The sequence below is a fragment of the Pontibacter qinzhouensis genome, assembly GCF_008017455.1.
Classification (GTDB): Bacteria; Bacteroidota; Bacteroidia; order Cytophagales; family Hymenobacteraceae; genus Pontibacter; species Pontibacter qinzhouensis.
The window spans coordinates 1-13460 of record NZ_VRTY01000068.1 but is presented as its reverse complement, the minus strand read 5'-3'; the positions used below and the strand labels follow the sequence as shown (position 1 = coordinate 13460).

Annotated in this window: 11 protein-coding genes and 1 tRNA gene; 3 read left to right on the top strand and 9 right to left on the bottom strand. The window is 48.3% G+C overall.

All coding sequences use genetic code 11. From position 1 onward, the window contains the following. Nucleotides 1-100 precede the first annotated feature (100 nt). From FVR03_RS16505 to FVR03_RS16490, 4 genes are all read right to left on the bottom strand, one after another. Complete coding sequence (locus FVR03_RS16505) at nt 101-319, bottom strand: hypothetical protein (RefSeq protein ID WP_147922865.1); 219 nt, start codon at nt 317-319, stop codon at nt 101-103. Nucleotides 320-800: 481 nt separating this feature from the next. Continuing rightward, the gene (locus FVR03_RS16500; RefSeq protein WP_147922864.1) at nt 801-1730 is read right to left on the bottom strand and encodes a PfkB family carbohydrate kinase; all 930 of its coding nucleotides are present in this window, start codon (nt 1728-1730) and stop codon (nt 801-803) included. A gap of 111 nt (nt 1731-1841) precedes the next feature. Then, nucleotides 1842-1917, bottom strand: a tRNA-His gene (locus FVR03_RS16495). A 77-nt stretch (nt 1918-1994) separates the two neighbouring features. Then, nucleotides 1995-3329 (bottom strand): dihydroorotase, encoded by a 1335-nt coding sequence (locus FVR03_RS16490; protein ID WP_147922863.1) that lies wholly within the window; start codon nt 3327-3329, stop codon nt 1995-1997. A 151-nt stretch (nt 3330-3480) separates the two neighbouring features. Here FVR03_RS16490 and FVR03_RS16485 point away from each other — a divergent pair, with 151 nt between their 5' ends. Further along, on the top strand, nt 3481-4572 hold the full coding sequence (locus tag FVR03_RS16485) for an AI-2E family transporter (protein ID WP_147922862.1): 1092 nt from the start codon (nt 3481-3483) through the stop codon (nt 4570-4572). A 924-nt stretch (nt 4573-5496) separates the two neighbouring features. Beyond that, nucleotides 5497-6852, top strand: a complete 1356-nt coding sequence (locus FVR03_RS16480) for a DEAD/DEAH box helicase (protein WP_147922861.1) — start codon at nt 5497-5499, stop codon at nt 6850-6852. Nucleotides 6853-6952: 100 nt separating this feature from the next. On the opposite strand, the gene FVR03_RS16475 is transcribed toward FVR03_RS16480, so the two are convergent. The 3 genes from FVR03_RS16475 to FVR03_RS16465 form a co-directional block, all read right to left on the bottom strand. Next, nucleotides 6953-7405: a small multi-drug export protein gene (locus FVR03_RS16475; RefSeq protein ID WP_255474265.1), complete on the bottom strand. Its 453-nt coding sequence runs from the start codon at nt 7403-7405 to the stop codon at nt 6953-6955. Between the two features lie 685 nt (nt 7406-8090). After that, nucleotides 8091-8747, bottom strand: coding sequence for a uracil phosphoribosyltransferase (gene upp, locus FVR03_RS16470; protein ID WP_147922860.1), 657 nt, complete (start codon nt 8745-8747; stop codon nt 8091-8093). Then, entirely contained in the window at nt 8720-9667 is a 948-nt protein-coding gene (locus FVR03_RS16465; RefSeq protein WP_147922859.1) for a GNAT family N-acetyltransferase, read from the bottom strand. The genes upp and FVR03_RS16465 overlap by 28 nt, the downstream gene beginning before the upstream one ends. 123 nt (nt 9668-9790) lie before the next feature. Here FVR03_RS16465 and FVR03_RS16460 point away from each other — a divergent pair, with 123 nt between their 5' ends. Beyond that, nucleotides 9791-11464: a hypothetical protein gene (locus FVR03_RS16460; RefSeq protein WP_147922858.1), complete on the top strand. Its 1674-nt coding sequence runs from the start codon at nt 9791-9793 to the stop codon at nt 11462-11464. Nucleotides 11465-11783: 319 nt separating this feature from the next. Here FVR03_RS16460 and FVR03_RS16455 read toward each other — a convergent pair whose 3' ends face one another. Together FVR03_RS16455 and FVR03_RS16450 are read right to left on the bottom strand one after the other, a co-directional pair. Then, entirely contained in the window at nt 11784-12296 is a 513-nt protein-coding gene (locus FVR03_RS16455) for a VOC family protein (RefSeq protein WP_147922857.1), read from the bottom strand. A 112-nt stretch (nt 12297-12408) separates the two neighbouring features. Next, nucleotides 12409-13368: a carboxypeptidase-like regulatory domain-containing protein gene (locus FVR03_RS16450; RefSeq protein ID WP_147922856.1), complete on the bottom strand. Its 960-nt coding sequence runs from the start codon at nt 13366-13368 to the stop codon at nt 12409-12411. Between the last annotated feature and the right edge of the window lie 92 nt (nt 13369-13460).

Genomic DNA, 13460 nt, shown 5'->3' with positions numbered 1-13460 from the left:
CGGTTAGAAATGTGGAAAAGTAAGGAAGTGACTACATCTATAGCAAAAAAAGAGGCTGCCCTGAGCCGGACAACCTCTCGTAATTAATTGATTTTAAGGTTTATTTTTTCTTGTAAGGCATGTTGTTACCACCCTGCGCCAAATTTCGGTCGGGGTTCTGCACTTTAGAATCGTCATTCTGCTGAATCTTCTGAGCCGGGTCTATCGACACATGGTCGGTATATCCTTCCTTATGCCGCTTGTTTTCTACAAGTCCTGTTGCCTGCTGCTCTGACTGTTTCTGTAATCTTTCTTTATGTTTATTTTTCTCCTCGCTCATAGTCTTTCCTTTCTTTAGTGTCCTTTCTTTTACCCTTCTAAAAGGCACTTTGTTACAAAGGCTCAGAAAAAGACACAAGACGTAAGGCACAGGACACAGGATTTTTTGTCTGAATCTTTATATAGGGCCCTACTCCAAAAATTTACAGGATTTCAGGGTGAGCAGGATAATTCTCCTTCAAATTATTCTAATGGTTTTGCCCTTCCGGAGGGTTTAAATAGATTTTAGACGCTAGACCTTCATTAGTTAAGAGTTAAAAGTTAAGAGTTGATTTTTTTCATTCACTCATCTTCAAATTTTCACATCTCCAAATCAGCCATTTAACTATTTAGCCATTTAACTATTTAACCATCAGCAACCAAATTATTCTAATGAAAAAGCCCTTCCGGAAGCGTTTTGCTCCTGAAAGGGCCAAGGGTCATGATCAGCTGCGAGGGCTGAGGCTACGGGGTCATGACAATTTCTAATTCTGAATTTCTGATTAATTCTGAGCCAGCACCGTATCAAAAGCCACCAGGTTTACGAACTGCTGTACGCGTTGCTTTATTTCTTCCTGGCTTAGGTTGATGATCCGCTCTGTCCCGAACTTTTCTACGCAGAAAGATGCCAGGGCTGAACCATGAATAACGGCGCGTTTCATGCTTTCGAAGCTGATGTCGTTGGTGCTGGCCAGGTAACCGGCAAAACCTCCGGCAAAGGTATCGCCTGCTCCGGTTGGGTCGAACACTTCTTCCAGCGGAAGGGCTGGCGCAAAAAACACTTTCTCTTCGCTAAACAGCAAAGCACCGTGCTCTCCTTTTTTGATGATCAGGAACTTCGGCCCCATCGCCATTATTTTTTTGGCGGCTTTTGCCAGAGAATAATCGCCGCTCAGTTGCCGCGCCTCTTCATCGTTTATAGAAAGCACATCGACCAGGGCAATGGTTTGCTTCAGCTCGTCCAGGGCAATGTCCATCCAGAAGTTCATGGTGTCCATGATGATGAGTTTGGGGCGTTGCTGCAACCGCTCAATGACCGTGCGCTGCACCTGCGGAGCCAGGTTACCCAGCATCAGGTACTCGCAGCTCTGGTAGCTTGTGGGCACTACCGGATCGAAATCGGCCAGCACGTTTAGCTCTGTTACGAGGGTTTCGCGGCTGTTCATGTCGTTAAAGTAGCGGCCAGACCAGAAGAACGATTTCTCGTTTTCCTTTACCTGCACGCCATCGGTGTTTACGCCTCGCTGGTGCATCAGTCGGATGTGCTCCTGATCGAAGTCGCCTCCTACTACCGACACTACATTTATAGGGTTTACAAAATAGGAAGCCGACAACGATGCATAGGTGGCCGCACCTCCAATTATCTTATCCGTTTTTCCGAAAGGCGTTTCCAGGGCATCGAAGGCCATGGACCCAACTACTAATAAGCTCATTTTTTAATTGTTGAATGGTTTAATTGTTAAATGGTCGAACAACAATTTAACAATGCAGCAATTTAGCAAAAAAATAAAAAAAGCCCTTGAAGTTTCAGCTTCAAGGGCTTAGGGTGGAAGATGGGGCTCGAACCCACGACCCCCAGAATCACAATCTGGTGCTCTAACCGACTGAGCTACAACCACCGTATCTCGTAATGAGTGTGCAAATATACGCAGGTTAGCTTTAAATGCAATACCTGCCGTATATTTTTTGCTATTTTTTTACCGATCGAACAACATCCGCTCCCCTTTTTTGCTCTCGTCGAAGGTGCCATTGGCAAAAGCCAGGTGCCCTGAAACGAGCGTATGCGTGACAGTAGCAGCAAAGGTCTTGCCTTCCAGAGGCGACCAGCCGCACTGGTACTGGATGTTGTCTTTGCTCACGGTGTAAGGCTTCTGCAAATCAACCAACACTAAATCAGCCCAGTAGCCTTCGCGTATGTAGCCGCGCTGCCGTATGTTAAATAAAATGGCAGGGGCATGGCTCATTTTCTCCACCATTTTTTCCAGGGTCAGCTTTCCTTCTTTCACGAATTCCAGCATGAGTTGCAGCGAATGCTGAACGAGCGGCACACCCGACGGTGCTTTCTTGTATTTGCCTTGCTTTTCGTCCCAGGTATGTGGGGCATGATCCGTAGCGATAATATCGAGTTTGTCGTTGAGCAGGCCCTGGAGCAGTGCTTTTTTATGACGCGCTTCTTTTACGGCCGGGTTACATTTTATCTGGCTTCCCAGCGTATCGTAATCTTCTTTGTCGAACCACAGGTGGTGTACGCATACTTCGGCGGTTATCTTCTTTTCCTGTAGCGGAATGTCGTTTCGGAACAGGGCCAGCTCTTCTTCGGTAGAGATGTGCAGAATGTGCAGGCGCGTATTGTGTTTTTCGGCCAGTTTTATGGCCATAAAAGACGATTTAAAGCAGGCTGCCTCGTTGCGGATCTCGGGGTGGCACTTTACCGGAATATCTTCGCCATAGCGCTCCTCATAAAGGGCCATGTTGTCGCGGATGGTCTGCTCATCTTCGCAATGCACCGCAATAGGCAGCAGCGCTTTCGAGAAAATCTGCTCCAGCGTTTCGGCATTGTCTACGAGCATGTTGCCTGTAGAGGAGCCCATAAATATTTTAATGCCGCACACCGTGCTGGGGTTGGTCAGCATTACCTCGGCCAGGTTATCGTTGGTGGCTCCCATAAAAAAGGAGTAGTTGGCCAGCGAGGTGTTGGCGGCAATATCGAATTTATCTTGCAGCAGTTCCTGTGTTACGGCATTGGGCACCGTGTTCGGCATCTCCATAAAAGAAGTGACCCCTCCTGCCACAGCAGCCCGTGCCTCTGAGGCAATAGTGGCTTTGTGCGTGAGGCCCGGCTCCCGGAAATGTACCTGGTCGTCGATTACGCCAGGCAGCAGGTGCAGGCCGGTGGCATCTATGGTCTCATCGGCTTCGGCTGAGATGTTCTGCCCCACCTGCGCTATGCGCCCGTCTTTTACCAACACATCGGCGGTGGTTATAGTCCCTTCGTTTACGAGTTGCGCGTTTTTTATCAGGATTACTTTCATAGCGTAAAGATAAGCGAAGCCATGCGTAATCCACAGTAACCAGAACAGAATTGTGCTGAAGGCGAGGCAAACCGGGGTAAAACCAACCAAACACATTGCAACAGTTGCGCCTCTTACAGAGTAAACAGCATCAAACTACACACTCAACTATATGGAGCAGCGTTCCTCTCTGCAGCGGTTCAACCAGGTGCTGCTTGGCTTTTTGCTTTTCTTCGGATTACTTTACCTGGGTAGCTCCTTTCTGGTACCCATTGCCATAGGTGGCTTATTTGCCATGCTGCTGGTACCTGTTTGCCAACGGCTGGAGAGATGGAAACTTTCTCGTTCAGTTGCTGCCCTGATTTGCGTGTTTGCCGTGGTTATTATCCTGATCGGCCTGATTTCGGTGCTGATCACGCAGATTTTTGCCCTGGCCAACGATTTGCCTGAACTCGGCAAAATGCTGACAGCCAAACTGGACCAGGCCCGCACGTTTGCCACCGATAAGTTCGACCTCTCGCGCGAGAAACAGAACGAGTACGTGCGGAACCAGCTCGAAGGCGCTACCCAGATGGCAGGCAGCTACATCAGGTCCTTCTTGCTATCTACCAGTTCTTTTTTACTGAATTTTGTGGTGGTGATTACCTACACGCTGCTGTTCCTGATATACCGGCGGCGGCTCCGCAATTTTATTCTGAAGCTGGTGAGAGACCGGGAAGGAAGCTACGCACAAAACATTGTAAATAAAATTACGGGTGTTGCCAGTTCCTATATTTCCGGAGTATTTTTAGTGGTGGTAATATTGGCTGCGGTTAACACAGCTGGCCTTATGATAATAGGCATTGAGCACGCGCTGTTTTTTGGTTTACTGGCAGGGTTGCTCAATATTATTCCCTACATCGGCTCTATTGCCGGCAGCCTGATTCCGGTAATTTTTGCCTTGCTAACCAAAGAAGCCCTCTGGTACCCAATTGGCGTGGCTATTTTTTTTCTGGTGGTGCAGCAGATAGAGAGTTACATTCTAACACCAAACATTACCGGCTCCAAAATTAAGTTAAGCGCCATGGCTACGCTGATGGTGCTCCTGCTCGGCGGCATGATCTGGGGCGTGGCCGGCATGATCCTGTTTGTGCCTTACCTGGGCATCCTGAAAGTAGTCTTCGACAATATAGAGAAGCTGCAGCCATATGGGTATATTCTGGGCAATGAGGAGGAGAAAGAGAACCCTAAGCCAATTATTGCCAAACCGGCTTCGGAAGGGTGATTTGATTAGAATAACTCAAGTTGTGCGGTAGCCAATTTTTCTTCAGCTACTTCCATTATTCCCCTTTTGTCATCTTGAAAAGATCTTGTGGGCGAGATCCATCAACAATGGCTACTGGTACTGCCGTCTAAGTTAGCAGAGTAGCTTTTCTTGCTGTGACAGCGGAGTGAAGCTATTTCTTTGCTAGTGTCTTTGTTCTTTTTGTCTTGATACAAAAAGAACAAAAAAAATCAAGATGCTCCAAATCGAGGGCCCCTTCCCCCACTCGCTGAACGCTCAAACAGTGGAGCCTCATTGGGTGCACCTGGCAAAGGTGTTCTCCCTGTTATTACCCGCCGCAATACTTTAATAAAGATTACTACCGCACAACTTGGGTTAGAATAATTTAGTTGATTTTTGTCTGTTAGTTGCTGATTGCTATCAGGTTTAATGGCTAAATTGTTAAATGGTTGTTTTGGAGCAATCTCTGCTGCTTGGAGCCTTCCGCAGGAGGACTTCAAACTTTCTGATTCTAACGGATTTGGTGGATAGCTCTAATTTTATTCATTTAAACAACATTTATTGGGCTTTTTTAATCATGATTTGCTTGAAATCCGCCATAAAACTTTGTTTTCAATCAAATAAAAGGCGCACCCACCAAATTCGTTAGAATCAGCAAACTTTAAGTCCCTGACTTCCTGCTGACGATGGGCAGCGCAATCAGAAAACAAGAAACTGTTCTTAGCACTTCGAGAAGGTGCTACTATTTCGCCCGGAACAGAGTTCCTCCTTATTCATGGTAAGTTGGCAGTCGCCCTGCGGAAGACTACCAACAGCGGAGGCTGCGTTACCTCTTCCAAACAATATACGCAAAACCACCTACTTCACCTGCTTCCCTAAAAATACTGTACCTTTGTGCATTAATCTAATTAAGATCGCATTGCCATGGCAGAAGAGGAAGCAGAACAAGAGATAACTACATTCGAAGATTTTAAGCTGAACAAGCAGCTGCTGAATGCCATTGAGGAAGCTGGCTACGAAAAACCCACGCCTATTCAGCTGCAGTCCATTCCGCTGATTACGGCTGGCCACGATATTATGGGCATTGCCCAGACCGGCACCGGCAAAACGGCTGCTTACCTGCTGCCTATTCTCATGAAGGTGAAATACGCTCAGGGCCTGCACCCGCGTGCGCTTATACTTGCCCCCACCCGTGAGCTGGCCATGCAGATAGAGGAGAACATTGGCCTGCTGGGTAAATATACCGATATCCGCTTCACCGCCATTTACGGCGGCCTTGGCCCCAAAACGCAGATCGAGAATATACAGAAAGGCCTCGACATAATAGTAGCCACACCAAAACGCCTGCTGGAGCTGTACCTGCGGGGCGAACTGGTGCTGAAGGAACTGAAAACCCTTGTGCTCGACGAGGCCGACAAAATGATGGACATGGGCTTTATGCCGCAGATCCGGCAGCTGCTCGAAGTGCTTCCGCGCAAGCGGCAGAACCTGCTGTTTTCGGCCACTATGCACGAAAAGGTGGTGGTGCTGTCGGAGGAGTTTCTGGAGTTCCCTATGCGGGTGGAGGTTACACCGCAGGCCACCCCTGTAGAAACCGTAAGCCAGGTGCTGTACCAGGTACCGAACCTGCGTACCAAAATAGCCATGCTCGAATACCTGCTGCAGGACAAGGAAGGCTTTAACCGTGTTATCATTTTTACCAGGAGCAAGAAAAACGCCGAGAATGTAGCCAAGTTCCTGGAGCGGAAAGAGTACGGTGAGGTGCGGGCCATTCACGGCAACAAAGGCCAGAACACGCGCATTAACTCTATGGAAGCCTTTAAAAGTGGTGAAGTCCGTTTTCTGGTGGCAACCGATGTGGCAGCAAGAGGCATAGACGTGAGCCTGGTGAGCCACGTCGTTAATTTTGATGTGCCGTTTGTGTACGAAGACTATGTGCACCGCATTGGCCGCACTGGTCGCGCAGAAAACGTGGGTGCAGCCATTACATTTGCCAACGAAGTAGAAATGTACCATGTGCAGAAGATAGAAAAGATTATCCGGATGCAGATACCGCAGGAACCGATACCAGCAGAGGTAAAAGTACACGAAACGCCGTTCGAGGAGAAACAGGAGATGGACCGCGAGATCGACAACATCAAGCGCCGTGAGAACCCCGACTTTAAAGGTGCCTTCCACGAGAAAAAGGCCATACCCAAAGGCAAGCCCACCAGAAGCAAAGGCGACCCGAAAGCCTCTTTCTGGCAGAAGACCAAGAAAAAAGGAAGCAAGAAACGCTAAAACACAAGAGGGGCCGATACAACACTGTACCGGCCCCTTTGCTTTTAATCAACTAAGTTATACTTCCATTTCTATGGTTTACTGTTGTTTCTACGAGTAATCAAAAGAGCATGGTTACAAACTCCTGAAATTTAAAGGTCATAAACGTTAGGGTAACGCTCCACAAAACGGCACTCCACAGCATGTGCAGAAAAATACTTTTTTTAGGAACTCCTAACAAGGCTGCCACCACTGTTCCCAGCACCGGTGTCAGCAACAAAGGGGTAAGGAAGGCAATGCCGGTAACTCCGAAGCTATTCCAGACTTTTACTATGGTTCTGCTCTTTCTGCTGAATAGTGGTTTATTGTTTTTGATGCGCCGCCGGACCAGCCAATTAGCCGCCCGCCTGCCTAAAAAAGAAAAAACCACTACGCTGGTCATCATGCCAGCAATGGTAAGCAAAACCGTTTCTAAGTAGGAAAGACCTAGAGAGATACCTGCCAAAGGGCCTCCGAAGAATTTGACGGTGCTTAACAAATACACCGACAGGTATTTCAATATTTCCTCTAACACGATCTATTTCCAACTATTTGTACTTTTAAGTAACTAATAATCATTGTTTAGATGCATACGCAAATTCTACAAATATAAACTATAAATATTTTAACAAGAAATTACTACACAACCATTTAGGCCCTCACTTCTTCCATTCGCCTTATGCAGAAGAGCAGTTTTCTAAAACAATGAATTATTCGAATTTATAACATATGAAGGGGTATTCATAATGTAATACTTTAATAAATCAGGTTCCACTTTCCTTAGCTGCTGCTCGATCCGGTGCCCTTCTGCTATCTTGTTGTATTGTAGAAGTCTTAGCGCTCACGGCCGCGAGGCCTCGTCCTTGGCCATCAGCGCGGCACATCTTTCCTGCCCTACGGGCTGCCTGCGGCACCGGAAATATGTGAGGCGCTTCAAGCCAAGGACTGGGATTTGTTCGATAGCCAGCTCTGATGCTATGAAAGAGCCATGTATAACTAAATAAATCTATATAGATACTCCCTAATATGTTATGCACTCAAATTATTCTAATGAAAATGGCCTTCCAGAGGTTTTTTTCAGATTTTAGGCATTAGATGTTAGATACTGGATTTTCACCCAATCCAGCTCCCTTATTCAATCATTCAAAATTCAACAACAAATCTCCTAATCAACAATTTAACAAGTAAGTCATTCCGCAAATCACATAGGAAGAAGCAGGCTATATTTTGGGTCCGAACGCCAGGTCGCCGGCATCGCCGAGGCCCGGTACAATGTAGAAGTGCTCGTTCAGGTGGTCATCCAGATCGCCGAGCCATAGTTGCGCTTCGGGTATCTCCTGCTGCACATAAGCTACGCCTTCTGGCGAGGCAATAATAGCGGCAATATGTACCTGCTGCGGCTGCCCATGGCGCAACATGCCTTTGTATGATTTCACCAGCGATTTACCGGTGGCCAGCATCGGATCGGCCAAAATAAGGACCCGGTTGTTCAGGTTAGATGATGCCATGTATTCCATGTTCACCTCCAGCTCCTGCCCTTCTTCTTCGGCTCTATAAGCACCCACAAACGTACTGAATGCCTGATCGAAGTAGTTGAGCATGCCCTGGTACATAGGTAAACCTGCCCGCATAATAGTTGCCAGCACCGGCTGCTCGAGTAGCAGCTGCGTGTGCCGGTTACCGAGTGGTGTCGTGATAGTGGAAGGCGTGTAAGGCAGCGTTTTAGAAATTTCGTAGGCCAGCAGCTCTCCCAGTCGCTCCAGGTTGCGCCTAAAACGCAGGCTGTCCTGCTGCACCCGCACATCGCGGAGTTCTGCTACAAAATGGTTTGCCACCGATGGTTGGCTGGTCAGGATGTGGATGTTCTGTTTTTCCATGCGAGGTACCAGGGTACATGTTGTTTAGCTAAAGATACGTAGGTGGTTGGCTTGCCACCAAAGTTTGCATAAAATTTTGCTACCGACGGAATCATGCTGCCTTCAAAATCGAAGGTGCGGTTGGTGCCGGCATATTGGCGCATACAGCTATCGAGCAGGAACTGCATAGCATAGACCCGCCTGCCCTCCGCAGAGGAAGACGAAAAAAGCAGGATGATCTTATCTGGCTGGTGCACGAGCAGTGCAGCCGCATAGAGCGAACCGGCTGCATCTGCAACCTGCAACAACTCTGCGCGTTGCTTTTGCTGCAACACCTTGTAGAGGTTGGCCAACAGGATATAGTGCTTCTTTTTAACATCGTGCAGCTCTTTGCCTTTGGTGCTTTTAAAGAGCTGAATTAGTGGCTCAATAGTGGGCAGCGGCTTTACCTGCAGCCCCAGCCTTGGCGCTTTTTTAATTTTAGGCCGGTGCTTGGGCAGGTAATTTTTATAAATCTGCTCATAGTCGGGCCGCAAGTCGAGGTGGTAAGTTACCCGCTCCTGCTGCTCAAACAAGCCTATATTATCAGCTACCAGGCTGGTGTTAGCGGTGTTTAGCTGCAGGTACACCAGCTTGTATTTGTCCGGAATAAGCTGCAGGTAGGGCGGCAGTGCCCGGAAGGTACTTCGACTGGTGGTAAACAGGCCGAGCTGCTGCGTAAAAAAGGGTTGCAGCACGCCCAGTTGCCCCATCCGGCGGCCCAGCGGCATCGGAAACAGCGACACATACTGGCCATCCTGCTCCTCTACTACCGCATCCCAGCGCTTGCACACCGTGCTCAGGTACCAGGAGTTGGCATATACCATGTATTCTTCTGATGCCTCCACACAGGCATCCCAGGCAGCAAAATCGATCTGGTGGAAAGGCAGGTAACGCAGCATAACAGGTGGTTCGTACTTGTTTGTCCTGCTAAAGTAGATATTCAGCCTCTTTTAAAGAACAATATGCTCCGAAAAGAGTAAATTCGGGCACTTGTTCTGTTTTATTTTCAAGCTACACCATCAATGACAAGATTTTTACTTTTACTGCTTACAGGCTGCTTGCTTTGTGCGCCTCTGGTGCAGGCCCAGGATGTATACATGCCTTACGACCGCGATACCTATCATTTGGTGGACCGCTACCAGATAAAATTTGGTAGTGAGGTGACCCAACTGCAGACTAGCGTACGCCCCTACGGCCGCCGCGATGTAGCGGCACTGGCAGAGGTAAGCGCACGGAACACCATTTCGGCTGCTGATGAGTTTAACACGGCTTACCTGCTCAACGACAACTGGAACTACACGACCGAAGACGACAACGAGAGCAATAAACCTATTCTCAAATATTTTTACCGCAACAAAACCGACCTCTACCACTACGAGAGCGATGTGTTTACACTGCGTGTAAACCCTGTTATCCATTTTGAAGGAGGAAACGATAACCAGAGCGACGGCCTGCGGTACATAAACACGCGCGGGCTGCAACTAGAAGGCAGCATAGATGGCAAGTTTGGCTTTTACACGTTTATAGGCGAGAACCAGGCCCGCTACCCGGCTTTTGTTATGGACAGAATAAGGCGCGACAATGTGGTGCCGCACGAGGGGTTCTGGAAACGGTTTAAAGAAGATGGCTACGACTTTATAACGGCGCGCGGTTACCTGAACTACGCTCTCTCGAAGCATGTGGAGATACAACTGGGTCACGACCGCCACTTTATCGGCGATGGCTACCGCTCGCTTATTTACTCAGACTATGCACCTCCTGCCTTTTTCCTGAAGCTGAACACCCGCGTCTGGAAACTGCACTACATGAACCTGTTCCAGGAGCTTACTTCGGAGTTCAGGCGTGGCGGGGCAGACCGCCTGTTTCCTAAAAAGTATATGGCCTTTCACCGGCTGGGCGTAAACATTACCGATAACCTGAACATTGGGGTGTTTGAGTCGATTATTTTTGCCAGGGGAGCCGGGCGGTTTGAGCTGCAGTACCTGAACCCGGTTATTTTTTACCGTAGCGTGGAGCAGATGCTCGGCAGCGAAGACAATGCCCTGCTTGGAGCCGATTTCAGGTGGAACATTTTTAACCGGGTGCAGCTCTACGGCCAGCTGATGCTGGATGAGTTTCTGCTGCAGGAAGTGCGGTCTGGTCGGGGCTGGTGGGCCAACAAGCAGGCGGGGCAGGTGGGCTTTAAGTACGTAGATGCCTTTGGTCTGCCAAACCTTGACCTGCAGGGAGAAGCAAATCTAATCAGACCGTACACCTACCAGCACATGGATAAGTTTACGAATTACCAGCACTACAACCAGCCACTGGCGCACCCGATTGGAGCCAACCTGTACGAACTGATCGGTATTATAAGGTACCAGCCGCTGCCACGCCTCAACCTGACGGCCAAAGCCATTGCTACCCGCTACGGCCAGGACCAGACTGCCGGAGCCGACACCATTAACTGGGGCAACAATGTAAACCTGTCGTATACGCTGCGCCCTACCGCTTATGGTCACAGCATCGCGCAAGGCATCAGAACAAACCAACTTCACCTCGATTTTACAGCCACTTACCAGTTCCGCCACAATCTGTTTGTAGACCTGAAGCAGATTCTGCGAAATACTGACTCCAACGGCAACACCTTCGACCGCAACACAGCTTTTACTTCTGTTGCCTTCCGATGGAACATACCGCAGCGCCTGCACGAGTTTTAATACTGTCCATGTTTTCCGAACACCAAAAAGCGGCTATGCCTGTGAGAACAGGTTTAGCCGCTTTTTGGTGTTTGGGTTTTATAAGTAAGAGGACTCAAGCATTAAGACACAAGACTTTTACAGTTATAAATATTTGATTTACAATACAATTCAATTCAATTCACTAAGACTTAACAGACATGGTATACTAATTCTGTGCCGGCACTTAGTTCCAATCCGGTTCTGGTACTTGTTTTTACCCTTGACCCTGAAAGGCAGTTTTTACCTTCGGAAGGCTAAATTCATTAGAATAATTGGCTCCAAGTGCTTTGTGCAATACTCAGGATGTTGTAGCTGGTGCTTCGCCCGCATACGCCTGCTTCAGTTTTTGAATATCAATCTTATCCATCTGGAGCATGGCTTGCATGGCTCTTGCCGCTTTTGCAGCATCTGGGCCGTGCAGCAGTTTTTCCAGCTCCACGGGTATAATCTGCCACGATAAGCCGAATTTATCTGTCAGCCAGCCGCACCTGTCTTTCCTGCCGCCTTCCGATAGCTTTTCCCACAGTTCGTCTACCTCGGCCTGCGAGTAGCAGTTAACATAAAACGAAATGGCTGGTGTAAATTTAAAATGCGGTCCGCCGTTCAGGGCCATAAACGTTTGGCCGTCCAGCTCAAACGAGATGCCCATGACACTGCCCTTTGCCCCTGGCCCTGTATCTCCGTAGCGATTCAGACTCAGAATTTTTGAGTTTTTAAAAACGGAGATATAATAGTTCACCGCTTCCTCTGCCTGGTTATCGAACCACAAAAACGGGGTAATCTTTTGCTTGGTAGTTTGCTGGTTTTCCATGGTACTGCTGTGTTTTGTTTACAGTACAAGTTTACACTAACCTGCTTCAAAACCAGAGGTACAAAAACGACAAGAAAAAGGTGCTTTCCGACAGATGCTGGCTGCAGGCAAATTATTTTTCATACAAAAACGTAACGTACATGCCATAGCTCCTGATGCTGAGCAAGGTCGAGCCCAGCAGTTGCCAAGGTAGTTGCTGAGTTTCGCGATAGTAGGTTACCTGGTCTTTAGGCATGGTGGAGAAGCCCATCAGGGAATTGTTGCTGAGTTTGTTGGTTTCTGTAAGCCACTCTAGCACCAGCACAACATCTTCCTGCACGGTGAGGTTATATTTTTCGAGGTTCACGGAAATCCAGCCGGTATGGTGCGGTGGCACCGCCACAACTACCGACTCTGGCAGCAGGTTTTGGTGCGGCAAATTATCTTTAAGCGAATAAAGTTTTATGCCTACTTCTACTTTTGCCACTCCCGAGCCAGTTAAGCCAAAGCTGACACTCTGCACCAGGGCCGGCTGCTTTTTCAGGATGATCCTGTTGCCAATTTCCGGTCCTGTCCTGTCGGCAGGAATGGTATCGGCTGGATATAGTTCATGGTGAAAAGTGGTGCCTTCATCTATATGATAGCCTACTTTCCGGGCTTTCCATTTTTTGTTTCTCGCCTTTACCTCTACCTCGTTCAGGGTTTCCTGTTTCGGAAGTAAATAGAGCGTTAGGCTGCCCTGGCGTTGCTGTTGCACCAGGTCGGCAATAGCGAAAGCCTGAGACTTATACCCTACCGAAGATACCCTGAGGCTCCCGTTTTCTGCACCGGCACCAAGCTGCAAACTGAACTTACCGGAACTGTTGGTCTGCACCTGCTTGTCGGTGGTGGCTATAACAACAGAGGCATAAGGAATTGGCTGGCCGGTTGTTTTGTCGAGCACAGTTCCGGTAAGTGTTGTGGCCTTGCCTGCCAGGCAAAGTGGCGCAGCAGTGGTGCCAGAAACCAGCAGGAGGCACAGCAGGCATAGGCTACAGCTACTGATTAGCCGTGCTACCCACCATATTCCAGCGTTAAAAGGCCTAGCTGCCATAGATTATTTTTTAGGTTACAACGTATCCACCCGACCAACTACATGTTTGATTTGTTTTTGAAGTTCTGGGGGTATAGGTTTCTGATGTTCTT